Raw genomic sequence first — 24,328 nt, 5'->3', positions numbered from 1 at the left:
GCCAGCGGTGGGGAAACGGCAGCCGACATAAAACCCAGGAGCTCAGCTATGACCAGCAAGCTGACGTATATGGGTGTCATCGGTCTGGCGGCGCTTTCGAGCGTCGCCGCCACGCCGGCTTTTGCAGCCGGCACGACCGCGGGCACCACGATCACCAATACCGCCACCGTCGACTATCAGGTCGGTGGCGTCGCACAGGCCCAGCAGCAAGCGGCGAACAACTTCGTTGTCGACCGCAAGATCAATCTGCTGGTCGAAGAGGTCGGTACGGTCACGACGAACGTCGTCCCGGGCCAGACCAACGCCGTCACGACGTTTCAGCTGACCAATACGTCAAACGAAACGCTCGATTTCGCGCTCGTGGCTTCGCAGATCACGGGCGGTACCGCCGCGCACGGCGGCACCGACGCGTTCAATGTGAACAACATTCGCATCTATCGCGATAATACGGTCACCGGCACGGTCGGCAGTTGGGACGCCGGCGACACGCTGATCACGGCCTATGTCGACGAGCTTGTCGTCGATACGGCGATCCGCCTGTTCGTTGTCGCCGATATCCCGACGACGCTTGCGGTTCCTGCCGTCGTCAACGGCGCCGTCGCCGGCGTGACTTTGCGGGCCACTGCGCGCGAAGGCGGGCTTGCCGGCACACAGGGCGCGGCGATCACCGAGACGACCGGCGCCAACACCGCTGGCAAGGATACGGTTTTTGCCGACATCGCCGGAGTGGCAGGCGATGTTGCGCGCGACGGCTCGCATAGCGACAACGACGATTATACGGTGCAGACGGCGACGCTTGCCGTGACCAAAAGCAGCCGTGTCATCTCGGACCCGTTCAACAATACGACGAATCCGAAGCTGATCCCGGGTGCGGTGGTCGAATATTGCATCGCGGTCGCCAACACTGGTGGTGCCGCCGCAACCTCGGTCCTGATCACTGACCCGGTTCCGGGGCAGTTGACGTTCAGTGCGGGCACTATCCTGCTGGGCGGCACGGTCACCGGCGGCGTTTGCGACTTCAACGGCACCGCAGGCGGCAGTTACGCCGCACCGAATGTGTCGGGCACGATCGCATCCATCGCAGCGGGCGCCGCAAGCACGCTCGTCTTCCGCGCGACCGTAAACTGATCGGATAACCGATGGAGCAGCGGGTGCGGCCCAAAAGCCGCCTCCCGCTGCTCCCCTCGGGGCTGTTATGGCATTCCGCAGCAAATTTTCCGGCCTTGTGACCGCCCTGGTCGCGGCAGCAATGCTGCCTGCGGCAACCCCGGCGCGCGCGCAGGTGATCATGAACACGGCTTCGGCGCAGTGGACGCATGACGGGCAACCCGGTCAGGCGCTGTCGAACCGCGTCGATGTGACGGTGACCGCGCGCCCGCCCGAACGGCCGACGATTACCACCTATCGGCTTACGGCCGGCGGCGGCGACCGGTCCGTGCCGTTGGCGCCCACCCAATGCAGCCGACCGGGAGCCCGCGCAGCCGCGGTCGGTACCAGCGCGGGCGACGCAATCCCGCTGAGCGGCGTCTATGAGGGCATTTCGACCGCCCCCGCATCGCTGCAAAGCACGAACAATTTCCGCGCCGGCGAAGTGCTAGTCGTCGGGGTCACGCTCGCATCGGCGAATGCCGATCCGCAGCTGCGTGACACCCTGTCGGTCATCCTCGAACTCGAGAATGGCGACAGCGAGCAGATCGTGCTGACCGAGACCGCGAACAACAGCGGCGAATTCGTCGGCATCATCAACACGGTCGGCGTCCCGCCTGCCGTCGTCGCGGGCGATTGCCGACTGTCGGTCAGCCCGGGAGCGCCTCTGACGCTGCGCGTGACCGACCAGGCAAGCGCCAGCCTCGTCGCGCTGGCAACGATCAACTTCCTCGTCGATCCGTTCGGCATCGTGTTCGACAGCGGCGATGGCGCGCCCGTCGCGGGAAGCCGCGTGACGATCATCGACACAGCGACCGGCCAGCCTGCGCAGGTGTTCGGCGACGATGGCGTTTCGGCCTATCCCTCCAGCGTCGTCACGGGTCAGAGCGTCACCGACGCAGGCGGCACGACCTACAATTTCCCGCCCGGAGACTATCGCTTCCCCTTCGTCGCGCCCGGCACCTACCGTCTCGTCGTGTCGCCGCCCGCACCATATACCGCGCCGTCGACGTCGAGCGCTGCGGCTCTGGCAGGCCTTCGCCGCCCCGACGACGGTCAGCCCTTCACGATTACCGACGCGAGCTATGGCAACAGCTTCACGCTGAGCAGCCCCGCGCCCGTGCGCGTCGACATTCCGGTTGACCAGCCCGGCCTGCCGCTAATCCTGCGCAAGACCACCTCGACGCAGGTCGCCGTTCCAGGCGATGTCATCCAGTATCGCATCGAAGTCGCCAATCGCGATACACGCCGCAACACCGGCGCGGTCACCGTTCGCGACGTTCTGCCCGCAGGAATGCGCCTTCGCGCCGACACCGTGCGTGTCGATGGTGTTCGCGTCGATGCAGTGGTTCAGTCCAATGGCCGCGAGTTCGCGGTCACCTTGCCCGGCATCGCAGCCTCGCGGTCGTCGCTGCTTACCTATCTGGCCGAAGTCATCGTGTCGGCGCAGCCGGGCAATGCGCTCAACAGCGCGACCGCCACCGACAACCGCGGCTCGACGAGCAATGTCGCCGAGGCGGCGATCTCGATCAAACGCGATCAGCTTGGCGACCGCATGACGATCATCGGCCGCATCACCGACGGCGGCTGCACGGTCGATCCGGGCAAGGCAGACGGCATCGCCGGTGTGCGCGTGATGCTTCAGGACGGCAGCTATACCGTCACCGACGAGGATGGCCGTTATCATTTCGAAGGCGTCCGTCCCGGTTTGCATGTCGTTCAGATCGACCCATCGACGCTGCCGCTCGACCGCGAGCCGATCGATTGCGCCCGCTCGACGCAGAGCGCTGGCAGCCAGATCTCGCGCTTTATCGAGGGCCGTGGCGGCGCGTTGAAGCGCGCCGATTTCCGCGCCGTCGCCAGCACGCCGCGCGCCGCGCCGAACGTCACCGCCATCGAAGCGCCGAAGCTATTAAGCGACCCCGATGCCGCCGGGTCGGGCCGCGACTGGCTCGCTGGGCAAACGCCGGGCATTGGCTGGCTCTTCCCTGAAAGCGACCACAACCCCCGCTCGAAGGCGATCCGCGCTGCAATCAAGCACGCGCCCGGACAGACGGTTTCATTGCGCGTGAACGGGAAACCCGCCGACGCACTGGCATTCGAAGGGACCAGCAAGTCGGCCGACGGCAGCGTCGCGGTCAGCCTGTGGCGCGGGCTCGAAATTCGAGAAGGCGAAAACAGCCTTGTCGCCGACGTGAAGGACGCCAATGGCGTCACGATCGAGACGCTGGAGCGCAACGTCCATTATTCAATCACGCCGATGCGCGCGGCGCTGATCCGCGAAAAGTCGGTTCTGATTGCCGACGGCGTGACGCGCCCCGTCATCGCGGTGCGCCTGACCGACCGCGACGGCAAGCCGATCCGCGCCGGCCTCACGGGCGACTTCAGCGTCCCCGCCCCTTACTACCCCGCCGTCGAAGCCGACGCCCAGCAGGCACGGCAGTTGTCAGGCCTCGAACGCGCGCAGCCGTTGTGGAAGATCGATGGCGACGACGGCATCGCCTATATCGAGCTCGAACCCACTACCGCGTCAGGAACGCTCGCGATGGATTTCACGTTCCGCGACGACAAGGTGACGCGCAAGCAGACGATCGAAACCTGGCTCGATCCGGGCAACCGTCCGTGGACTGTCGTCGGCTTTGCTGCGGGCACCGTTGGGTACAACACGCTCGACGACCGGATGGAGCCGTCGGCAGAAACGCTCGACGACCTCAACGCCGACGCGCGCCTCACGCTTTACGCAAAAGGCCGCGTGCTGGGCAAATGGCTGATGACGCTGGCCTATGACACCGACAAGGACAAGGATGACACGCGTTTCGGCGGCGTGATCGATCCGCGCGCCTATTACACCATCTATGCCGATCGCAACGAAACTCGTTACGACGCCGCCTCGGTGCGCAAACTCTATCTGCGCCTCGAACACCCGCAATTTTATGCGATGTTCGGCGATATCGAGACGGGCATTTCGGAACCCGAACTCGCCCGCTACCAGCGCGCGCTCAACGGCGGCAAAGCGGAATATCGCGGCCGCAACGTCGCCGCGACCGCGTTCGTCGCCGACACGCCATACCGCTTCCGCCGCGACGAGATCCAGGGCAATGGCCTGACCGGTCCGTATCAGCTCAGCGCGCGGGACATCCTGCCGAACAGCGAACGCATCGTCATCGAAACGCGCGACCGCCTGCACAGCGAGCGCATCGTCGATAGCGTCAGCCTGTCGCGCCATGTCGACTATGACATCGACTATCTGTCGGGCACGATCCGCTTCCGCGAACCGGTGCTCAGCCGCTCGTCGAACCTCGACCCGCAGTTCGTCGTCGCCGAATATGAAGTCGATGGCGTCGGTCAACGTGTCCTCAACGCGGGTGGCCGCGTCAGCTATCAGTCGACCGACGAGAAACTGCGCGTCGGCGCGACCTTCATCCATGACGAGGACGGCAACGCCAAGACCAACCTTGGCGGCGTCGATGCGCGCTATCGCCCGACGATCGAAACCGAAGTCCGCGCCGAACTCGCGCTGAGCGACGCCAAGGCGGCCAATGGCAGCACGGCCGCCAACGGCACGGCAAAGGCGTGGCTGATCGAGGCCGAGCATCACAGCAGCAACGCCGACTTCCTCGCCTATGTGCGCGAGCGTGAGGCCGGCTTTGGTACCGGGCAACTCAACAGCAGCGAGAATGGCACGCGCAAATTCGGTTTCGATGCGCGGATGAAGGCCAGCCGCAATCTGTCGGTCACCGGCAGCGCATGGCAGGAAGATTATCTCGACACCAATGCGCGCCGCCGCGCTGCCCGGGCATTGGTCGAATATGATAATGGCACCAGCGTGATGCGCGCCGGGCTGACCCACGCCGATGATCGCCTGACCGACGGCACGAACAACCGTTCGAATATCGTCCAGCTCGGCGCAACGCAGCGGTTGATGAACAAGCGCCTCGAGCTCGATGCGCAGACCGAATTCGCGCTCGGCGGCAAGGATGCGAGCATCGATTTCCCGACCCGCCATCGCCTCGGCGCCCGCTTCGCCATCAATCGCGACGTCAATCTGGTCGGCAGCTATGAAATCGCCGACGGTGACACGATCAAGGCGCGCACCGCGCGGCTCGGCTTCGACCTGACGCCCTGGTCCGGCGCGCGCCTGCTCGCCACCGCCAATCAACAGGAAATCGGCGAATATGGTCCGCGAAGCTTCGCTGCCTATGGCCTGTCGCAATCAATCAAGCTCGGCGAGCGCTGGTCGGTCGATTTCTCGGTCGACGGCAACCGCACGATTGGCGGCATCAGTGCCGGTGATGTGCTCAACGTCGAGCAGCCCGTCGCCTCGGGCGGTTTCCTCGGCGACAATGGCACGTTGACCGAGGATTTCCTCGCGATCAGCACCGGCGCCACCTATCGCGCCGACCGCTGGACGCTGACGGGCCGCGCCGAATATCGCGATGGCGAAATCGCCAATCGTTACAGCCTGACGCTGGGCGGGCTCCGCCAACTCGGCGAGGGTCGCGCGCTCGGTGCGCTCTTCACTTACGCCAAGGCAAGCGGAACGGGCACCGCGCCGATGACCGAAGTCATCCAGTTCGAAATGAGCTGGGCGCACCGCCCCGCGGCGTCGCGCGTGTCATGGCTCAACAAGAGCGAGTTCCGTTCGGACAAGGTGCGCGACGCTGTCGCTGGCGAAGCTGGCCCGATCGGCGGCCCTGAGCTGACGATCGATGGCGACGCGACGAGCCGCCGCCTGCTCAACAGCCTGTCGGTGAACTGGACCCCGCTTGGCGATCGCGGAATCGGCCCCGGCGACGGCTGGTACGAACGCGCCGAAATCGGATTCTTCTGGGGAACGCGTTATAATTTCGACCGCTTCGGCGCGGATGACGTCAAGGGCTGGTCGAACCTGATCGGCGCGGACATCCGCTTCAACCTGAGCGAGCATGTCGATGTCGGCGCTTCGGGTACTGTTCGCGTCGGCACCGATGCCGATACGGTCAGCTGGGCGGGCGGTCCAACGATCACGCTGGCGCCGATGACGAATGCCAACATCACCTTCGGCTATAATTTCGCGGGCTTCCATGACCGCGATTTCGAAGACGCACGATTCTCGCGCTCGGGCGCCTATGTGACCTTCAAGCTGAAGTTCGACCAGACGAGCTTTGCGGGGCTGGGGCTGTAGAGCCGAAGCTGGAATTCCGTTCGTGTCGAGCGAAGTCGAGACACCCGGCGTGCGTGCACGGCCGATGGGCATCTCGACTTCGCTCGATGCGAACGGATTGTTGTTGGGCTTAGTCCGCGAACAACAGAACCGGCGTTTCGACCAGCTTCTTGAGCGCCTGAACATAGCTTGCCGCGTCCCAGCCATCGACGACGCGATGGTCGCAACTGATCGACAGGTTCATCAGCTTCGCACGGCGAATTTCATCGCCGTCAAAAACCGGGCGCTCGACGATCTTGTTCGGGCCAATGATTGCGACTTCAGGCCGGTTGATGACCGGGGTCGTTGCGATGCCGCCGAGCGGGCCAAGCGAGGTGACAGTCAGCGTGCCGCCGGTCAGTTCCTCGACCTTGGCCTTGCCGGTGCGCGCCGCTTCGGCGAGGCGCGTGATTTCGCTCGCGAGTTGCCACACATTCTTGTCCTGCGCATCGCGGATCACCGGAACCATCAGTCCAGCATCGGTCTGCGTCGCCATGCCGAGATGCACCGCGCCATAACGCGTCACGACGCCGCCTTCGTCATCATAACGCGCGTTGATCATCGGGAATTGCGGAATCGTGCGGCAGATTGCGACGATCAGGAAGGGCAGCATCGTCAGCTTGGGACGGCCGCCGCGATTGGCGTTCAAATCGGCGCGCATCTCTTCGAGCGCGGTGACGTCCATTTCCTCGACATAGGTGAAGTGCGGGATCGCGCGCTTCGACGCCGCCATATTCTCGGCGATCTTGCGGCGCATCCCGATGACCTTGATCGGCTCGTCGGCGCGGGCACGCGAGGCGCCAGGCGCGCTATAGCCCTGCCCGCCGCTGTAGCGGAGGAAGGCGTCGAGGTCGGCGTGACGGATGCGGTCGCCTTCGGCGTGGACCTGTCCCAGATCGACGCCCAGATCCTTGGCGCGCGCGCGGACCGCGGGCGATGCGAGAACGGCGCGGCTGTGTGCCGCAGCTACCACTGGCGCCGGCGCAGGCGTTGGAGCCGGCACGGGCGCGGGCGCCGCGACCGGCGCGGGAGCAGCAACCTCAGCCACCGAAATCTCTTCGGCGCCCGGCGTCTCGGCCGCAATTTCCTGTTCGACTGGCGTATCGGCGGGCGGCGCGTCGACCGCGCCATCCTCGTCGGTCTCGATCACGGCCAGCGTCGACCCGATCGGGATGAGGTCGCCGACCTCGCCCGCCAGTTCGACGACGACCCCCGAAACGGGCGATTCCATTTCTACGGTCGCCTTGTCGGTCATCATGTCGGCTAGCTGCGCGTCTTCCTCAACGCGCTCGCCGATTTTGACGTGCCAAGCGACGATTTCGGCCTCGGCAATGCCTTCGCCGATGTCGGGCAGACGGAATGAATAACGGGCCATGGCGTCAGTCCTTCAAAATCTTGGTCAGCGCGGTCGCGATGCGCACCGGGCCGGGGAAATAGGCCCATTCGAGGCTATGCGGATAAGGCGTGTCGAAGCCGGTGACGCGTTCGACCGGGGCTTCGAGATGATAGAAGCAGCGCTCCTGAACCAGCGCGGCCAGTTCGGCGCCGAAGCCCGAAGTCCGCGTCGCTTCATGGATGATCAGGCAGCGGCCGGTCTTTTTCACCGAGGTTTCGATCGCCTCGATATCGAGCGGCAGCAGCGTGCGCAGGTCGATGATCTCGGCATCGATGCCCATTTCCTCGACGATCGTCTTGGTCACATGCACCATCGTGCCATAAGCAAGGATCGTCAGCGCTTCGCCCGAACGTACCGTCGCGGCCTTGCCGAGTTCGATGCGGTAATGACCTTCGGGCACCGTGCTCGCGTCATGCTTTGACCACGGCTCGACCGGACGATCATAATAGCCGCTGAACGGACCGTTATAGATGCGCTTGGGTTCGAGGAATACGACGGGGTCATTATCCTCGATCGCTGCGATCAGCAGGCCCTTGGCATCATAGGGGTTCGAAGGGATCACCGTTTTCACTCCGCAGATATGCGTCATGATGCTTTCGGGCGACTGGCTGTGCGTCTGACCGCCGAAGATGCCGCCGCCGAACGGGGTGCGCACCGTCATCGGGCAGATAAAATCCCCCGCCGAGCGATAGCGCAGACGCGCCGCTTCGCTGACGAGCTGATCAAGCCCCGGATAGATATAGTCGGCGAACTGGATTTCGGGGACCGGGCGCAGGCCATAGGCCCCCATGCCGACCGCAACGCCGATAATACCGCATTCGTTGATCGGCGTGTCGAACACGCGCGTTTTGCCATGCTTTTTCTGAAGCCCCGCGGTTGCGCGGAACACGCCGCCGAAAAAGCCGACGTCTTCGCCCATCACGACCATATTCGGATCGCGTTCGAGCATGACGTCCATGGCGCTGTTGATCGCCTCGATCATGTTCATGGTCTTGGTGGCGGTTTGGGTTTCAGCGCTCATCATTCGGGCTTCCAATTGGGGCCGAACTTGGCCTCTTGCTCGGCGAGCATCTGCGCGCATTGTTCCTTGAGGTGCCAGGGCAGTTCTTCGAACACATCGTCGAACATCGTCTCGAACGGCTGGTGCATGCCGTGGCCCAATATCCCGAGCTTCTCCGACTGTTTCTGCGTCGTCTTGACCAGATCGTCGAGTTCTTTGGCCTGCGCTTCGTCACGCTCGCCGTCCCATTCGCCCAGCGTTTCGAGATGCTGGCGCAGTCGCGCGATCGGATCGCCTAGCGGCCACGCGGTTGCCTCGTCGGCGGCGCGGTAGGCGCTTGGGTCGTCCGACGTGCTGTGGCCTTCGCTGCGGTAGGTGAAATGCTCGATCAGCGTCGGGCCGTTGTTCGTGCGTGCGCGATCCGCCGCCCATTGGGTCGCAGCATAGACCGCGAGCGGATCGTTGCCATCGATACGCAGCCCGGCAATGCCGTAACCGACGGCGCGCGCGGCAAAGGTCGTGCGCTCGCCGCCGGCAAAGCCCGAGAAGCTCGAAATCGCCCACTGATTGTTGACGACGTTGAAAATCACCGGCGCATTGTAAACGGTCGCAAAGGTGAGCGCCGAATGGAAGTCACCTTCGGCCGACGAACCCTCGCCGCACCATACGGTCGCGATCCGGCTGTCGCCCTTCGACGCTGACGCCATCGCCCAGCCCACCGCCTGCGGATATTGCGTCGCGAGATTGCCCGAAACGCTGAAGAAACCATGCTCGGGCGCCGAATACATGATCGGCAACTGACGGCCGAGCAGATGGTCGCCGCGGTTCGAATAGATTTGGTTCATCATCTGGATCAGCGGATAATCGCGCGTGATCAAAATGCCCTGCTGCCGATAACTCGGAAACACCATGTCGGTCCGGTCGATCGCCATCGTCGACGCGACCGAGGTCGCTTCTTCACCGGTACACTTCATATAGAAGCTGGTCTTACCTTGCCGCTGGGCACGGAACATGCGGTCGTCGAACGCCCGGGTTAGCATCATATTCCGGAGCATCGTGCGCAGCCGTTCAGGCGACAGCTTCGGATCCCACTGCCCCTTTGCCTTTCCGTCGAAATCGAGCACGCGGACAAGACCGTAGCTCAGTTCGCGCATCGCGTCGGGTTTCGTCGCTTCACTCGGGCGTGGGGCCGCTTCGACCGCAGGAACTTCGATATCGCCAAAGTCCGGAGTATCACCGGGGCGATAGCGCGGTTCGGGGATATGAAGCGACAGCGGCGGCAAATTGCTCGCCGGGCGCTGAGGCGTCTCAGGCATATCTTCTTCCCTTTAAAGCGCGAATCAGCGCCTAGTTATATTTCAACGTGGCGACATATTATTACAGACGCCATACGAATGCAACGGCAGCAATCAGACCGCGACAGGCGCGGAAATATGCGCTTGCGGCGCATAGTCCTCGACCGCGAAATCCTCGAATCGATAGTCAAAAATGCTCGAAGGCCGGCGAAGGATGCGCAGCTTTGGCGCGCCGCCCGGAACGCGTGATAATTGTTGTTCAACCAGTTCCGCGTGGTTCAGATAGAGATGTACATCGCCGCCGGTCCAGACGAGCTGATGCGCATGGAGCCCCGCTTGCTCGGCGACCATCCGCGTCAGGAGCGCCGCCTCAAAGACGTTGAAGGCAAAGCCCAGGCCAAGATCGCACGAGCGCTGGAACAGCAGGCACGACAGTCCGCCATCGCTGCGGACATGAAATTGATAAGTCATGTGACACGGTGGCAGCGCCATGCGGTCAAGGTCCGCGACGTTCCAACCGGTAAAGATATGCCGGCGAGACCCCGGATTGTTACGGAGCGAATCGATCAGCGCCGAAATCTGATTGTGCCCCTGCTCCGCGCGGCGGAACAGCCCGTCGCCTGCCGCTTCGTAACGTGGCCAGTTGACCCACTGGTGACCATAGACCGGGCCGAGATCGCCCCATCGAGCAGCAAAATCATCGTCCGCGACGATCCGCGCCTCGAAGTCCTCGATGCCGATCGTCTCGCCGGTCTCGCGGCGATATTTGTCGAGCGGCCAATCGGTCCAGATCTTCACACCCTGTGAAACGAGCGAACGGATATTGGTGTCGCCCGTCAGGAACCACAACAGTTCGCGCAGCGCGGTCTTCCAATAAACCCGCTTAGTGGTGAGCAACGGGATTGCGTCGTCTTTCAGAGAGAATCGCATCGTCTCTCCAAACAGCGAGCGCGTCCCTACCCCGGTGCGGTCGACGCGCTCGTCGCCCTCGACCCAAATACGCTGCATCAGGTCGAGATATTGAAGTTCATAATGGATGGAATCAGGCAAGAGTCGGCTCCCGGCTTTGTCTTTCGGTGCTAGGCCTAGCGTCGCGACGGGACAAGGGAACAACATGCACGACGCCGCAAAGCGTCCGATCCGGGGCAGTTACGTGTTGGGGATCGCGTAAGCCGGGCGCATGTCTACGGTGATGACCCTGTTCGAACCTCTCGGCAAAGCGCCGGACCCATCGGCGATGGCAGGCTTCGTGCCGTCTCAGCTTGAAGGCGATGTAGCGCGCCTGTTGCTGCGCCCACTGTTCGATAACGATCGGGAAAGCCTGCTGCTCGCAGCTTTCGACGCCTTCGAGCGCCTTGTGCAGCTCGAACGCGTCGACGGGAGCAGCTCGACACGCTGCGTCGTTCCGCCGCGCGCTTGGCGCGCACTGTTGGACAGCAGTATTGCGACGGTCGTCATGGCGCACAACCATCCCTCCGACACGCCATGGCCAAGCGATGCCGACATCAGTGCAACGCACGATGCCGCACTTTTCCTGCGGGCCATGGGCATCGATCTGGTCGATCATCTGATTTTCGTCGCGGGCGGTCATTTCAGTTTTCGAACTGCCGAAATGCTCTAGTTACGGCAATCATCTTCAATGTGCCGATTGGCGCTTGAAGTTCACAGATTGCGCGTCTAGAGGACCGCCCTGCCTTCGCGGCGACCCCGGTCGGCGCGCAGATCGGTCGGGGAGTAGCTCAGCCTGGTAGAGCACTGTCTTCGGGAGGCAGGGGCCGGAGGTTCGAATCCTCTCTCCCCGACCAATTTCCTGCATATTGCAGATTCTGCACCGTCTCTTCTTGTAAGTCGGCGAACAACCCCCTAAATTCAAACTACGCTGCTGTGGTTTTCCCCCTTTCCATCGTGGCGAGTGTCCCGCCAGCTTTGGCGCGGACGCGTCCTCCCTGGACCCTGGCCACCTCGTACTTCGGTACGAGGTGGTTTTTTATTCAGCGGCTTGCGGGAATAGTTCGGCTTCGGGGCGCATCTCCCCCAAATCGCTTACAAGTTCGGCAAACCACCGCGCCAACCGCGCAACACGCGCCGAATCCGGCGACCGTTCCGGCGTCAGATAGAGGCTACGGTCGATTTCGACCTGCACCGCGTGAATCCCGTCGCCGGGCCGACCATGTGTGCGAATGATATGCCCACCAGCATAAGGCTGGTTGCGCGTCACGACTTCGCCCAGCCGTCCGGCTGACGTCATCACGCGCCGGACCAGCCACTCGCCCGCGGTTTCGCCGAAGCGATCGCCGATCACGATTCGCGCGCCATGACCCACCTGCCCGACGGGAATCGAAGGCATGGAATGCAGGTCGATCAGAATCGCATGACCGAAACGATCTCGCGCGCTCCGCAAAGCCTCGCCCAGTGCAGTGTGATACGGCCGATGGAACGATTCGAGCCGCCAATGAAGGCCCGCGCCGTCAATCGGTCGCTTCCAGAGGGGGCCGCAATCGGCGAGCCTTGTCGGCACTACGCCGAGTCCCGCCCGTTCCTTGCGCCCTGGTGCCGAAAACTGCGCACGCAAAGGAATTGCCACCTCACCGGGCGCCATCTGTCCTTCGCCGCGATTCAAGTCGGCTACGGCGCGCGCCCACAACGCCGCCACGACCGTGGCCCCCGCATCCGTCGCCTCTGCCGCGATCAGATCGCTCCACGCGTCTTCGAGGCGTTCGAGTTGTGACCGTTCGACTCGCGCCGCCTCGATGATGTCAGGCGGATAGACGCGGCCGGCATGCGGCACCGACACGATCACCGGCCCGTTTGCCGCGGGCCGGTTGACAGCGATGGCGGCAGGCGGGATGCTGCGGAACGACATAGAGCATGGGTGGCAAAAAAAGCAGGACGAATCCAGCGCCGCGCGTCAATTTGTTAAATCTCTGACGCTATGCATTGCATAATAGAGGGGGCAGACGACCGGAACCGGCTGCGCCGAAGGACCAGGGAACAGATTTCAACATGATTCGCATTTTGCTGGCCGAAGATGACGATGTGATGCGCGAATATCTTGCACGCGCGCTCACGAGCGCCGGCTATCACGTTACAGCGGTCGATCGCGGCACCGCTGCCGTTCCCTATATCGATTCGGGGACCTTCGACCTTTTGCTGTCCGATATCGTGATGCCCGAGATGGACGGGATCGAACTCGCCCAGCACACCGCAAAGGCGGCGCCGCAGACGCAGGTGATGTTCATCACCGGCTTTGCCGCGGTTTCGCTGCGTGCCGAAGAAAATGTTCCGCAGGCAAAGCTGCTCTCGAAGCCCTTTCACCTCAAGGATCTGGTGCGCGAAGTCGATAATATGTTCGGCCGCGCCGACCGGTCGAGCCAACAATAACGACGCCGCCTTGCGCGAAGGGCTTGCCAAGCCGCGCAGAGGCCTTTAGGGGGCGCGTCACCCCAAGGGATGGGCGTGTAGCTCAGTGGTAGAGCACTGTGTTGACATCGCAGGGGTCGCAAGTTCAATCCTTGCCACGCCCACCATTAAAAACGCCGCCACCCCAATGGGTTGGCGGCGTTTTTGCGTTCAGGCCATTCCGCGCGCAAGATCGCCGCGCGACGCGTCGCCGATCTGGCTGCCACCGTCGCAATCGAGGATCGTGCCGGTGATGTAGCCGGCCGCCGGGCTGCACAGGAACACGGCCGATTCGGCGACCTCCTCAATCTCGCCCCAGCGCTTCATCGCGATGCGGTCGAAATGCGACTGACGCGTCGCGGCGTCGGGCGCGAGGCGCGCCATGCCCTCGGTTCCTGCGATCGGCCCTGGCGAGATGCCGTTGACGCGCACCTCCGGACCCCATTCGAGCGCGAGTACGCGAATAAGCTGGTTGATCCCTGCCTTCGCCGCGCAGGCATGCGCCTGCAACGCGGAGGCATTGATCGCCTGCCCCGCCGTGATTGCGATCAGCGACGCGCCCGGACGGTTGAGCAGGTCATGGCAGCCGCGGAACACGTTGAAGGTGCCGTTGAGGTCGATGTCGACCACGGTGCGAAACGCGTTCGCCGACATGCCGAGCACCGGAGCGAGGAAATTGCCCGCGGCGCCCGAGATCACGATGTCCATCGGCCCAAGTTTTTCAACGACCGTCTCCATCACCCCGCGAATCGCGGCATAGTCGCGCACGTCACCCGACAGACCAATCGCGTCATGCCCGATTTCGGTGGCCGCGCGCTGCGCCTTGTCCGGATCTCGCCCCGCGACCGCAACCTTCGCGCCCAGTTCGGCAAAGCGCTTCGCGATACCGAGGTTGATACCGCTTGTGCCACCGGCAACGAAGGCCGTCTTGCCGGCAAGCAAATTATCGCGGAATGTCGTCATGCTTCTCTCCCTTGTCCTGTCTCTAAAGGCCGATGCTGCCGATGCGGGGTTGACGGATCGAAACCAGTCGCCTTTTGAAACTGGAACAGACAGCAAGGATGATCCCATGGCAAGTGCCGGCCCCACCTCGAACAGCTTCATCTCGCAGCGACTGAAGCTTCACTACGTCGACTGGGGCAATCGCGGCGCCGCGCCGCTGCTGCTTGTGCATGGCGGCCGCGACCATTGCCGTAACTGGGACTGGGTCGCCGAAAAGTTGCGTGATCGCTATCATATCATCGCCCCCGACCTGCGCGGTCATGGTGACAGCGCATGGTCGCCCGACGGCAATTACGCCATGGACACTTTTGTCTATGACCTGGCGCAGTTGATCCATCAGCTCGACCTTGGGCCGCTGTCGATCGTTGCCCATTCGATGGGAGGCAATATCGCGCTGCGCTATACCGGCCTCTACCCCGACAATGTCCGCAAGCTTGTCGCGATTGAGGGACTCGGCCCCTCGCCCAAGGTTATCGCCGAGCGCGCAAAGACGGGCTATGCCGAACGCTTCCGCAAATGGATCGATGACAAGCGCCAGGCCGCAGGGCGCACGCCGCGCCGCTATGCGACGCTCGAGGACGCCCTCGCCCGCATGATGGGGGAGAATGGTTACCTGACCGAAACGCAGGCGCGCCACCTGACCATCCACGGCATCAGCCGCAACGAAGACGGCACCTGGAGCTGGAAGTTCGACAATTATCTGAACGTGTGGCCGGCGTTCGACATGCCGCAGGACGATATCGCCTCATTGTGGGGAGCAATCAGCTGCCCCACGCTCCTGCTCTATGGCGCGAACAGCTGGGCCTCGAACCCCGAGAAGGACGGTCGCCTTCAGCATTTCAACACCGCGAAGGTCATTGAATTCGAAAATGCGGGCCACTGGCTCCATCACGATCAGTTCGACCGGTTCATGTCCACGCTAGACGAATTCCTCTAAAAGCGTCGCCGGTTGCGCGCCGCGGCGCGCGATGGAAGGCGGCGCGATGGCCTATACGGGGCAGATTACGGGACGACAGAAGATGCTGTCGGGAGGCGGTGCTCTGCTCGCTGTGGTCGCGGTCGGTCTTGGCCTTGCCAGCGGTCTCGATCTCGACGTCGTTCGCAAGGCAGGTGAGGCGATCACCGCTATCGCCATCCCTGCCCCGTCGCCACCCCGCGAAGAAGCCAAGCCCGCGAGGGCGCCAAGCGAAAAGACTAGCGGCAAAGCTTCGGCCCCGAACAAGACCGCCAAGGCGGCGGCCGTTACCGCCCCACCGCCGAAGCTGCCTCCGATCGCGCCACCTGTCGCAACCGCGGCCAAAACCGGGACTGGAAGCGACGTAACAGCCGGCGCCGCGCCGACCGCTGGCCCGGGATCGGGCGCCGGTGGTCGGGGCGACGGCACGGGCGCAGGCGGAACGGGCAGCGGCGGCGGAAGCGGCAGCAAGGCCGTCTGGCGGAGTGGCACGATCCGCGATCGCGACTACCCCCACGAAGCAAGCCGGGCGAGAACCGGCGGCGAGGTCGAGGTGCGTTTCACGATCGAAGCCAGCGGCCGCGTCAGTGGGTGCCGCGTGACACGGTCGAGCGGCGACGCCTCACTCGACCGGACGACGTGCGCACTGATCGAAGAGCGCTTCCGCTTCAAGCCTGCAACCGACGCCGCCGGCGCGCCCGTTGCGAGCCAATATGGCTGGCGGCAGAGTTGGTGGCTTGAGCGGCGGCGCTAAGATCGTTCCGCCCCCCATATCAATTGCGACAATATCGCGAATGATTCGCATTAGAGTTGACATTGCGATCGACTCTCAATAGCGGCGCCCTCAACCAAACACAAAATAGGGGGTTTATCGTGAAGCCATCGTCATCCGCTTCGTTCCTCGCGCTCTCCTGCGTGGGCAGCCTGATCAGCGCTCCTGCGCTCGCCGCAAACGCCGACGCGGCGCAGGATGCGCCGGGCAGCCGCAGCGACATCATTGTAAGCGGCACGCTGGCAACCGAAGTGGAATCGCCCAAATCGACCGCGCCGATCGTCGACACGCCCCAGACGATCACGGTCGTATCGCAGGAGCAGATCCGCCAGCAGAATTTGCTGACGCTTCGCGACGCTTTGTCCACAATCCCCGGCATTACCTTTGGCGCAGGCGAAGGCGGCGGCGGCTACGGCGACTCGATCAATCTGCGCGGCTATTCGGCGAACAACGACCTGACCGTCGACGGCGTGCGCGACAGCGCGCAGTACAGCCGTACCGACCCCTTCAACCTGCAACAGATCGAAGTCTATAATGGCGCAAACTCCGTCTTCAACGGATCGGGCAGCGTCGGCGGAACGATCAACCTCGTCAGCAAGATCCCCTTTGCGCGCAACGCGACCACGGTCCAGGCGGCCGTCGGAACCGACAATTATTATCGCGCCGCGGTGGACAGCAACTGGCGCCTCAGCGACCTGATCGCAGTGCGCATCAACGCGATGTATCATGAGAATGACGTGCCCGGCCGCGACGTCGAATCCTACCAGCGCTGGGGCGTTGCACCCTCGATCACGATCGGCGTCGACAGTGACACGAGCCTGACGCTCGCATATATTCACCAGGACGACGACAACACGCCGATCTATGGCGTCCCCTACATTCTCGGCGCCGTCAACAACGGGCCGTTGCCAGGTGTCGACGACAGCGATTATTTCGGGATCGTCAACCTCGACGAACAAAAGACAAAGGTCGATCGCCTGACCGCGACCTTCCGTCACGCGTTCAGCGACAATGTCTCGATCCGCAATCTGACGCGCTGGCAGCGCGTCCATCAGTACAGCCAGACGAGCGCGCCGCAGGGTGTATTCTGTCTCGCCAACGGACTTCAGCCGATCGGCGCGAACGCGGCCGCCACTGTCGGCATCGCCTGTCCCGCGGGCCAGAATACCCCGGGCACCTATTATCCTTCAGGACCACGCGGCCTAGTCCGCGATCAAGTCAATGACCTGCTGCACAACCAGACCGACCTGACGATCCTGAGCGGCACCAAGGGCGGCCTGTTCAACACGCTCGTCATCGGCGCGTCCTACAGCCAGGAAGATTATTCGATCGAGAATGCGCAGTTGCTGCGCAATCCGGGCGGCGCAACGCCCAACCCTGTGCTGCCGCCGATCAGCCTGTCGAACCCGAACACGGTCTGGACCGGCCCGGTCAACTATATCCGCACCGGCAACAGCTATGGCGACACGCGCAACTGGGCGATCTATGCCTTCGACACGCTCGAAATCTCGCCGATGTTCGAAATTAACGGCGGCGTCCGTTATGAAAATGCGCGCAATATCTTCCGCGCCGACACCGTGACGACCCCGGCGACCGGCGCGGTCTACACCCGCGGTGCGGATCAGGTCAGTGACGAAAATCTCTTCTCGTATCGCGTTGGCGCTGTCTTCCATCCGATCGAGAATGTCAGCCTCTACGCCGCTTATGGCAACGCCAAGACGCCGACTTCAGCCAGCGTCCGCGCGGGCTGCGGCCTGCCGGCGAGCCCGACGGCCGCCGATCCCTGCGCGACGGCGCCCGAAAAGGCACGCAACATCGAATTCGGCGCCAAGGCCGAGTTGATGGACAAGAGACTGCTGCTGACTGCCGCCGTGTTCCGCAACGAGCGCACCAATTATCGCGTGCCTTCGAATGACCCGGCGGAGCCCGCCTCGCTGCAAATCCTCGACGGTCGCTCGCGCGTCGACGGCATTGCTCTCGGCGTAAGCGGCAACGTCACGCCTGAATGGGCGATCTTCGCGAACTATACCTACCTCGACGGCAAGGTGAAGCAGAGCGTTTCGGACTTCTGCCTTGCGAATCCCGGTAGCACCGGCTGCGGCAATAGCGCCGCCATTCCCGATCCGCAGCGCGGCGACCGGTTGTTCCAGACGCCCAAGCATTCGGGTAGCCTGTTCACCACCTATGCGTTCCCGTTCGGGCTGCAGATCGGATACGGGCTGTCGTATCAGGGTAAGTTCTCGACGCACCAGCGCAACCTGGCGCAGCGTACACCGCTGTCGGTCGACGACTATTTGATCCATCGCGCGTTCGCGTCGTACGACTTCAAGAACGGGCTTGTTGCGCAACTCAACGTCTCCAACTTCACCGACGAGGAATATTACACGGGCGTCCGCAACAATGTGAACGCGACGACCGGGGCGGTGACCGGCGGCTGGGCGACCCCCGGCGACTCGCGCTCGGCGGTGTTCAGCCTCTTTTACAACTTCTGATCCTGGTGGGCGGGCGCGGCGATTGCCGTTCCCGCCCCTTTCAGCCTAGAAGCGGCACATGATCCGCATCATTCCCGACGTGCTCGACGCCGACGGTGTCGCCAAGCTCCGCTCTATTCTCGACGCCGCCGACTGGATCGACGGCAACGAGACTTCGGGTCCGCAGGCTGCGCTAGCGAAGCGCAACCAACAGCTCCCGGAATTTGGCGAAGCCGCAGCCGAGGCGGGCCGGATCGTACTCGACGCACTGGGCCGCGCACCGCTGTTCATAGCGGCGGCGCTGCCACTCAAAATCTATCCGCCCTATTTCAATCGCTACGCCGGCGGCGAGAATTTCGGCGATCACATCGACAATGCAATCCGCATGCGCCGCGGCAGCGATTTCCGGATGCGCAGCGACCTGTCGGCGACGCTCTTCCTTGCCGATCCCGACACCTATGACGGCGGCGGCCTCGTTATCGAGGGCTTTACGCAAGAGCCGGGTATAAAGTTGCCGGCCGGGCATATGATCCTCTACCCGTCGACGACCGTTCATCGTGTCGAACCCGTCACATCGGGTACGCGGGTCGCCAGCTTCATGTGGATCCAGTCGATGGTGCGCGACCAGGGTCAGCGCAATCTTCTCTTCGATCTCGACATGGGCGTTCAGGGGGCCGCAGCCACGATGGGACAAGGGGACGCGACTGTGGTTCGCCTGACCGGCGTATATCACAATCTTCTGCGGCGCTGGGCCGACAGCTAGTCGAGCATCGCGCGCCAACCGCGCGACAGATATTCGCGGTCCCCGGCAACGATGCACGCCGCCAGTTCCAAATCGTCGGCCAGCCCAATCCCCGCCTCCGCTCCCAAAACGGTCAGCGCCGTCGCCCATCCGTCGGCCATCATGCATCGGCGGTGCAGCACGGTGACGGACAAAACGCCGTTGACGATCGGGCGTCCCGTGACGGGATCAAAGCTGTGCGAATAATGCCGGCTATCGGCCATGAAACCGCGGCGATAATTGCCCGATGTCGCGACCGAAAGGTCGTGTAATGCCATACGCCATGGCGGAATGGACGAGGTGGGCGGCATCTCGACATCGACCCACCAGGGTTGGCCGTCGGGGCGCATTCCCTCACCGCGCAGTTCGCCGCCGACTTCGAGCAGGAAATGCCGTACACCGGCGCCGAGCAACCATTCGGCGGCGAGATCGACACCATAGCCCTTGGCGATCCCCGACAGGTCGAGTGCTGCCCCTTCGCCGCGCCGGATGCAACGCGTCGCCGGGTCGAAGTCTATCGTGCGGTCGCTCGCGCCAAGCTGTTCAGGCACGGCCTCAATGGGGCCGACGCTACCAAAGCCCCAGGCCTCGGTCAGCCGCCCAAGCCCCGCATCGAATGCGCCGCCACTCGCCCGCGCGATTCCCAGCGCGCTCTCAACCACATAAGCGAACTCGTCGGGGATATGACACCACAGGCCGGGCGCGGCGCGGTTGAAGCGAGACAGGTCTGATTGCGTGTCCCACTGGCTCATCTGCGCGACGACCCGGTCGAACGCTGCCCGCACGCCGTTCGTCGTCCCCGCAGGCGGAGATACCGCCAGCAGCGACCAGCTTGTTCCCATCGTCTCGCCGGAGAAGCTTTCGATAATCGCCCCGGCGTTGCGCCCGGCAAAGGCCGCGGGCGTAAGCGCGCGGGGGATCAGAATGCGGTCGGTCAGGGCGCGAGCACTTCCAGCGTCGTGACATAGCTTGCGCGGCGCTGCGGCGCGGGGGGCGTCGCGGGCTCGGGCGCGCCCTCTTCACGTTCTGCCTGCGGCGTAGTGACGTTCAGCCAATAGAGGCCAGGTTCGGTCCAGTTGATCGCGACCTTGCCGTCGGCGCCGGTTTTGAGGTCCATCTGGCCAAGCTGGTCGCGATAACGGATGCCGCCCGGGATCACCGTGACCGGCAGGCCTGCGGCAGGTTTGCCGTCGAGCAGGAACTGGAAGGTCGCCGCCTCGCCCGCGATCAGATCGTTCGGATGCGTCACGGGGACGAGTTCGATGCCCTTCCCCGTCGGCTTGAACAGGGTCGTCGTCGGCTCACCCACCGTCACGAAAATCTCGTTGCGGTTGTTCGATTCGGCAGTCTTCACATTTGTCGCACCGGCGGGGATGCGCTCGGCGAGGTTCGTTGTGGTCGTACCGCGCGGCAGCCGCTCGGTTTTGCCGTTCAGATCATAGCTGCCCATCACGCCGTCGGAAACCGAGGCGATGCGCCAAGTGCCCTTTTGCGTCAGATGGACGTCGAAGGTGCTGCGATAGCGGCCCGTTGACTTATTCTCGATCGTCGCCTCGCTGCCGTCGGGCGCCCAGGCCTTCAATGCGTCGAGACGCAGCGGCTGATGCTCGAAATAGAAGAGGTCGTTCGATACTGCAGCGTCGACGGTGACCCATACGTCATCGCCCGACAGAACGGTCGACGACGGCAGCATCCACTGACGGTGTGCGGAAGCCGGAACGGCGACCAGCGCAGCCAGCGCGGCGGTCGCGGCGAAACCCCAAATTCGCTTCTTCATATCCCTGTCCTTTCAGTCTTTAGCGGAAGGCGACCGAAACGGCCCCCAGTTCAGTCGTCCCTGCGGCGCGCCCGCCTGCCCCGGCCTTGGCGGGCCAGATGAAGGGAATGCGCAGCAGTTCGCGGCCGCCAACCTCACGCGCGGCTTCGATCACCAACGTGTATTGGCCGGGTGCCGCTGCGCCGAGTTGCGCGCGTGTGAAGGAGACCTTGTGCGCGCCGGGCGCACGCGTCGCGCCCGTGATGCCGTTTGCGGGGAAGGTCATCGAGCGGCCGGCGGCGCGCCACCACTGGCGCACGTCGCGAAGCCACTTCGTCCCCTCGTTCGCCTTCATGTCATAATCATACCAGACTGCGACGGTCTTCGCGGGTCCGCCGGCCTTTTCGACCCAGATCGCGACATAGGGCTTGTGATATTCGGCGACCTTCAGCCGCGGAATATTGATCGTGACATCCATCGTCGCCGGATTGGCAAGCGCGACCGTCGGCACACCGAGCACGGCGCCGAGGCCGATCGTGCCGCCGAGGATGCGCACCGGGGTGGAAAGCTGCATGATGGGTCTCCCTAGTGAATGAAGATGATGGCGATAGCGGCAGGGATCGCGAGGCCCAGTCCGACGAGCGGCCAGGTGCTCTTGCGCTTCGCCGAATGTAGCTGAAGCAGGAACAGGCCGGTGATCGCGAATACCAGGCAAGCGAAGGAGAAGATGTCGATGAACAGGCTCCATTCGCCGCCCGAATTGCGCCCCTTGTGAAGATCGTTGAGGTAGGAAATCCATCCGCGGCTGGTGACCTCTCCCGACGCGGCGCCGGTCTCTAGGTCGATCGCGACCCAGGCATCGCCACCCGGGCGGGGCGCGGGCAGATAGACTTCGCCTTCGGACCATTCCGCTTCCGCCGACGCCTTTACCGGGAAGCTTTCTTCGACCCATTCGGCGACGGCGGGCGGAAGGGGTGCCTTCTCCGCATCGGGCGCCGCAGCATTGAGGCGCGCCAGCAGTGCTTGCGGCAGCTGCGCCGATTGCTGCGTTACGACAGGCGAGCCCTCGATATCGGCGGCATGGTTGAGCGTGAAGCCCGTAATCGCGAATAGCAGCAGGCCGATCAGGCTGACGGCCGAGCTCATCCAGTGCCACATATGCAGCTGCTTCAGCCAGAAGGCCTTCCGGCTCTTTTTAGTCGCCGGTCGCGAAGATGTGGGTGCGTGCATCTGGAAGTTCTGCCAAAAAGATGCACGGCCAGTATCGCGAACGATTCGCAATTACAATAATTATTCCAGCCTTACGCTGATGCAATACGCCATCGTTCTTACGCAATCAGGCCGGCGCGGCAATCCAGCGATCGACTTGCGCTTCTAGCACTGGCAACGGTACCGATCCGCGTCCGAGGATGATCTCGTGAAACACGCGCTGGTCGTATCGCGGGCCAAGTGCCGTCCGCGCCTTGTCGCGCAGCGCGAGGATGCGCTGCATGCCGACCTTATATGATGTCGCCTGTCCGGGCGTGACGAAATAACGGCGAATTTCAGAGCGGATTTTTCCGATCGGCTGCGGCGAATTGGCGGTGTAATAGGCCAGCGCCTCGGCCTCGCTCCATCCCTTTGCATGAATTCCGGTGTCAACCACCAGGCGGATCGCGCGCCAAATCTCGCGTCCCAGCCGACCGAAATCGCTGTAGGGATCGGTGTAGAAGCCCATCTCCTTCGCAAGCCGCTCGACATAGAGCGCCCATCCTTCGCCATAGGCACCATAGAAATAATTCTTCCGGAACTCGGGCGTGCCGGTCATTTCCTGCGCGAGCGCGATCTGCATATGATGACCGGGGTGGCCTTCGTGATAGACGGTGCCCTCGATCTCGTAGATCGGGGTCGCGCGCGTATCGGCGAGATGGACATAGAAAATGCCCGGTCGCGACCCATCGAGCGCCGCCGGCGAATAATGCGCGGCGCCGCCCGGCTCTTCGCGAAACGCCTCAACGCGCTTGACGATCAGATCGGCCTTGGGCAGTCGCCCGAATTGCTCGGGCAGCCGCGCACGCATGCCGGCAAGATAATCCTCCGCCTTTTTGAGATAGATCGCGCGGCCTGCGTCGTCGTTCGCGACATAGAAACGATCGTCGCTGCGCAGGAAGACGAAAAAGTCCTCGAGCTTGCCGTCGAAGCCGATTTTCGCCTTGAGCGCTTCCATCTCCGCGCGGATACGCGCGACTTCCGACAGGCCGAGCGCGTGAATTTCCTCGGCGGTCATGTCGGTCGTCGTCTGCAGCCGCAGCATCGCGTTATAATAAGCGGCGCCATCGGGCAACGCTCCCGCGCCGCGCGGGTCGGCAGAGGCCTTGGCGCGGTCGGCGATGAGCCAGGCGCGCAGCCGGCCGTAAGCGGGCTTCATCGACCCCGTCATTGCTGCGGCGACCTGTGCGACGTAGCGATCGGACGCCGCAGCGTCGGCCTTCCCTTCGGTCACGAGACCCGACGCCTTTGCCTTCGCATCGGCGAACAACGCATTGTCGGCACCGTCGTCGAATGGCGCGCCGGTGGTCAGCCGCCCGACGAGCTCGATTGACTGGTCGTAGGCGAAGCCGGGCATTCTCACCCCACTTGCCGCCGAAGCCTTGGCGCGGTCGAGATAGACATCGAGCGTCGGGCCAAGCGCGGTGACTCGGGCGATATAGGCATCCATATCCGCGGTCGTGTCGACACGATGCTGGTTGATCATGAAATTCGGCAAGCCGGTGTGTGGGCCATTGCGGTCGAAGACATAATTATGCCCGCGCCACTTCGTCGACGCCTCGGCCCGCTCAAGCTCCAGCAGCCACATGTCATATGACACCCGCGCGTCGTCACCGAGCGTCGCCGGGTCGAACTTCTTCTTCATTTCCGTGACATTGGCCCGGCGCCAGGCAAGCCGGGCAGCCGCAGCCGCGTCGCTCGGGTCGGTAAAACGGTCCTGCTGTTCCTTGCGGCCAAGCTGGGTGAGCTGTTCGGGGTCGAGCGCGATCTCGGCCTCGAAAGCCGCGTCGAGAAAGGCGGTAAACGCCGCGTCGCTTGTGCCGCCCTTCGCCGCCGCCCGCGCTGCCGGCGCAGCGATCAGGCTGGTCGCCAATGCCAATGAGAATTCCCGTCGTGATAGCCGCACTGGACACCCTTCCCTGCTT

19 protein-coding genes and 2 tRNA genes are annotated in these 24,328 nt (G+C 63.5%); 10 read left to right on the top strand and 11 right to left on the bottom strand.

Annotated features, from left to right (window positions below):
- The first annotated feature begins 48 nt into the window (after positions 1 to 48).
- Together SC1_RS08680 and SC1_RS08675 are read left to right on the top strand one after the other, a co-directional pair.
- Positions 49 to 1,128, top strand: coding sequence for a DUF11 domain-containing protein (locus SC1_RS08680; protein WP_062180159.1), 1,080 nt, complete (start codon positions 49 to 51; stop codon positions 1,126 to 1,128).
- A gap of 97 nt (positions 1,129 to 1,225) precedes the next feature.
- Positions 1,226 to 6,310, top strand: coding sequence for a hypothetical protein (locus SC1_RS08675; protein ID WP_238586628.1), 5,085 nt, complete (start codon positions 1,226 to 1,228; stop codon positions 6,308 to 6,310).
- Positions 6,311 to 6,419: 109 nt separating this feature from the next.
- Here SC1_RS08675 and SC1_RS08670 read toward each other — a convergent pair whose 3' ends face one another.
- The 4 genes from SC1_RS08670 to thyA form a co-directional block, all read right to left on the bottom strand.
- Entirely contained in the window at positions 6,420 to 7,703 is a 1,284-nt protein-coding gene (locus SC1_RS08670) for a dihydrolipoamide acetyltransferase family protein (protein ID WP_062180153.1), read from the bottom strand.
- Between the two features lie 4 nt (positions 7,704 to 7,707).
- Positions 7,708 to 8,745 (bottom strand): alpha-ketoacid dehydrogenase subunit beta, encoded by a 1,038-nt coding sequence (locus tag SC1_RS08665; protein ID WP_062180149.1) that lies wholly within the window; start codon positions 8,743 to 8,745, stop codon positions 7,708 to 7,710.
- Positions 8,745 to 10,040, bottom strand: a complete 1,296-nt coding sequence (locus SC1_RS08660; protein ID WP_062180146.1) for a 3-methyl-2-oxobutanoate dehydrogenase (2-methylpropanoyl-transferring) subunit alpha — start codon at positions 10,038 to 10,040, stop codon at positions 8,745 to 8,747. The genes SC1_RS08665 and SC1_RS08660 overlap by 1 nt, the downstream gene beginning before the upstream one ends.
- Before the next feature lie 93 nt (positions 10,041 to 10,133).
- Positions 10,134 to 11,069 (bottom strand): thymidylate synthase, encoded by a 936-nt coding sequence (thyA, locus tag SC1_RS08655; protein ID WP_193749136.1) that lies wholly within the window; start codon positions 11,067 to 11,069, stop codon positions 10,134 to 10,136.
- Positions 11,070 to 11,199: 130 nt separating this feature from the next.
- Here thyA and SC1_RS08650 point away from each other — a divergent pair, with 130 nt between their 5' ends.
- Positions 11,200 to 11,640 (top strand): JAB domain-containing protein, encoded by a 441-nt coding sequence (locus SC1_RS08650; protein ID WP_083435761.1) that lies wholly within the window; start codon positions 11,200 to 11,202, stop codon positions 11,638 to 11,640.
- A gap of 107 nt (positions 11,641 to 11,747) precedes the next feature.
- Positions 11,748 to 11,824, top strand: a tRNA-Pro gene (locus SC1_RS08645).
- Between the two features lie 182 nt (positions 11,825 to 12,006).
- Here SC1_RS08645 and SC1_RS08640 read toward each other — a convergent pair.
- Positions 12,007 to 12,882: an N-formylglutamate amidohydrolase gene (locus SC1_RS08640; RefSeq protein WP_083435760.1), complete on the bottom strand. Its 876-nt coding sequence runs from the start codon at positions 12,880 to 12,882 to the stop codon at positions 12,007 to 12,009.
- A gap of 140 nt (positions 12,883 to 13,022) precedes the next feature.
- On the opposite strand from SC1_RS08640, the gene cpdR reads away from it, so the two are divergent.
- Together cpdR and SC1_RS08630 are read left to right on the top strand one after the other, a co-directional pair.
- On the top strand, positions 13,023 to 13,400 hold the full coding sequence (gene cpdR, locus SC1_RS08635) for a cell cycle two-component system response regulator CpdR (protein ID WP_062180140.1): 378 nt from the start codon (positions 13,023 to 13,025) through the stop codon (positions 13,398 to 13,400).
- Positions 13,401 to 13,471: 71 nt separating this feature from the next.
- A tRNA-Val gene (locus tag SC1_RS08630) sits at positions 13,472 to 13,546 on the top strand.
- 43 nt (positions 13,547 to 13,589) lie between these two features.
- On the opposite strand, the gene SC1_RS08625 is transcribed toward SC1_RS08630, so the two are convergent.
- Positions 13,590 to 14,381: an SDR family oxidoreductase gene (locus SC1_RS08625; RefSeq protein ID WP_062180137.1), complete on the bottom strand. Its 792-nt coding sequence runs from the start codon at positions 14,379 to 14,381 to the stop codon at positions 13,590 to 13,592.
- Between the two features lie 106 nt (positions 14,382 to 14,487).
- Between SC1_RS08625 and SC1_RS08620 the strand changes: the two genes are divergently transcribed.
- The 4 genes from SC1_RS08620 (at position 14,488) to SC1_RS08605 (ending at position 19,381) form a co-directional block, all read left to right on the top strand.
- Positions 14,488 to 15,357 carry an alpha/beta fold hydrolase gene (locus tag SC1_RS08620; protein WP_062183835.1) on the top strand — a complete coding sequence of 290 codons (870 nt, stop codon included), beginning with the start codon at positions 14,488 to 14,490 and terminating at the stop codon, positions 15,355 to 15,357.
- 46 nt (positions 15,358 to 15,403) lie between these two features.
- Positions 15,404 to 16,129, top strand: a complete 726-nt coding sequence (locus SC1_RS08615) for an energy transducer TonB (RefSeq protein ID WP_062183832.1) — start codon at positions 15,404 to 15,406, stop codon at positions 16,127 to 16,129.
- Between the two features lie 116 nt (positions 16,130 to 16,245).
- Positions 16,246 to 18,639, top strand: coding sequence for a TonB-dependent receptor domain-containing protein (locus SC1_RS08610; protein WP_152682437.1), 2,394 nt, complete (start codon positions 16,246 to 16,248; stop codon positions 18,637 to 18,639).
- 58 nt (positions 18,640 to 18,697) lie between these two features.
- A complete protein-coding gene (locus tag SC1_RS08605) occupies positions 18,698 to 19,381 on the top strand; it encodes a Fe2+-dependent dioxygenase (RefSeq protein ID WP_062180131.1) in 684 nt (227 codons plus the stop codon).
- Here SC1_RS08605 and SC1_RS08600 read toward each other — a convergent pair.
- From SC1_RS08600 to SC1_RS08580, 5 genes are all read right to left on the bottom strand, one after another.
- The gene (locus tag SC1_RS08600; protein WP_083435759.1) at positions 19,378 to 20,241 is read right to left on the bottom strand and encodes an FAD:protein FMN transferase; all 864 of its coding nucleotides are present in this window, start codon (positions 20,239 to 20,241) and stop codon (positions 19,378 to 19,380) included. The genes SC1_RS08605 and SC1_RS08600 overlap by 4 nt on opposite strands.
- Positions 20,242 to 20,333: 92 nt before the next feature.
- Positions 20,334 to 21,176, bottom strand: a complete 843-nt coding sequence (locus SC1_RS08595; RefSeq protein WP_062180124.1) for a DUF4198 domain-containing protein — start codon at positions 21,174 to 21,176, stop codon at positions 20,334 to 20,336.
- 19 nt (positions 21,177 to 21,195) lie between these two features.
- Positions 21,196 to 21,729, bottom strand: a complete 534-nt coding sequence (locus tag SC1_RS08590; RefSeq protein WP_062180121.1) for a DUF2271 domain-containing protein — start codon at positions 21,727 to 21,729, stop codon at positions 21,196 to 21,198.
- An 11-nt stretch (positions 21,730 to 21,740) separates the two neighbouring features.
- The gene (locus SC1_RS08585) at positions 21,741 to 22,385 is read right to left on the bottom strand and encodes a PepSY-associated TM helix domain-containing protein (RefSeq protein ID WP_062180118.1); all 645 of its coding nucleotides are present in this window, start codon (positions 22,383 to 22,385) and stop codon (positions 21,741 to 21,743) included.
- Positions 22,386 to 22,491: 106 nt separating this feature from the next.
- Positions 22,492 to 24,282: a DUF885 family protein gene (locus tag SC1_RS08580; RefSeq protein WP_202966791.1), complete on the bottom strand. Its 1,791-nt coding sequence runs from the start codon at positions 24,280 to 24,282 to the stop codon at positions 22,492 to 22,494.
- Positions 24,283 to 24,328 lie beyond the last annotated feature (46 nt).

The sequence above is a fragment of the Sphingopyxis sp. C-1 genome (assembly GCF_001047015.1).
In the GTDB taxonomy this organism is placed as follows: domain Bacteria; phylum Pseudomonadota; class Alphaproteobacteria; order Sphingomonadales; family Sphingomonadaceae; genus Sphingopyxis.
This window is presented reverse-complemented; position numbering and strand designations above follow the sequence as displayed.

Excerpts from the sequence above, each read along its gene's own strand:
- SC1_RS08680 (WP_062180159.1), top strand. The coding sequence starts at position 49 with ATGACCAGCAAGCTGACGTATATGGGTGTCATCGGTCTGGCGGCGCTT.
- SC1_RS08670 (WP_062180153.1), bottom strand. The coding sequence starts at position 7,703 with ATGGCCCGTTATTCATTCCGTCTGCCCGACATCGGCGAAGGCATTGCC.
- SC1_RS08665 (WP_062180149.1), bottom strand. The coding sequence starts at position 8,745 with ATGAGCGCTGAAACCCAAACCGCCACCAAGACCATGAACATGATCGAG.
- SC1_RS08660 (WP_062180146.1), bottom strand. The coding sequence starts at position 10,040 with ATGCCTGAGACGCCTCAGCGCCCGGCGAGCAATTTGCCGCCGCTGTCG.
- SC1_RS08650 (WP_083435761.1), top strand. The coding sequence starts at position 11,200 with ATGTCTACGGTGATGACCCTGTTCGAACCTCTCGGCAAAGCGCCGGAC.
- SC1_RS08640 (WP_083435760.1), bottom strand. The coding sequence starts at position 12,882 with ATGTCGTTCCGCAGCATCCCGCCTGCCGCCATCGCTGTCAACCGGCCC.
- cpdR (WP_062180140.1), top strand. The coding sequence starts at position 13,023 with ATGATTCGCATTTTGCTGGCCGAAGATGACGATGTGATGCGCGAATAT.
- SC1_RS08625 (WP_062180137.1), bottom strand. The coding sequence starts at position 14,381 with ATGACGACATTCCGCGATAATTTGCTTGCCGGCAAGACGGCCTTCGTT.
- SC1_RS08620 (WP_062183835.1), top strand. The coding sequence starts at position 14,488 with ATGGCAAGTGCCGGCCCCACCTCGAACAGCTTCATCTCGCAGCGACTG.
- SC1_RS08615 (WP_062183832.1), top strand. The coding sequence starts at position 15,404 with ATGGCCTATACGGGGCAGATTACGGGACGACAGAAGATGCTGTCGGGA.
- SC1_RS08605 (WP_062180131.1), top strand. The coding sequence starts at position 18,698 with ATGATCCGCATCATTCCCGACGTGCTCGACGCCGACGGTGTCGCCAAG.
- SC1_RS08600 (WP_083435759.1), bottom strand. The coding sequence starts at position 20,241 with ATGGGAACAAGCTGGTCGCTGCTGGCGGTATCTCCGCCTGCGGGGACG.
- SC1_RS08595 (WP_062180124.1), bottom strand. The coding sequence starts at position 21,176 with ATGAAGAAGCGAATTTGGGGTTTCGCCGCGACCGCCGCGCTGGCTGCG.
- SC1_RS08590 (WP_062180121.1), bottom strand. The coding sequence starts at position 21,729 with ATGCAGCTTTCCACCCCGGTGCGCATCCTCGGCGGCACGATCGGCCTC.
- SC1_RS08585 (WP_062180118.1), bottom strand. The coding sequence starts at position 22,385 with ATGCACGCACCCACATCTTCGCGACCGGCGACTAAAAAGAGCCGGAAG.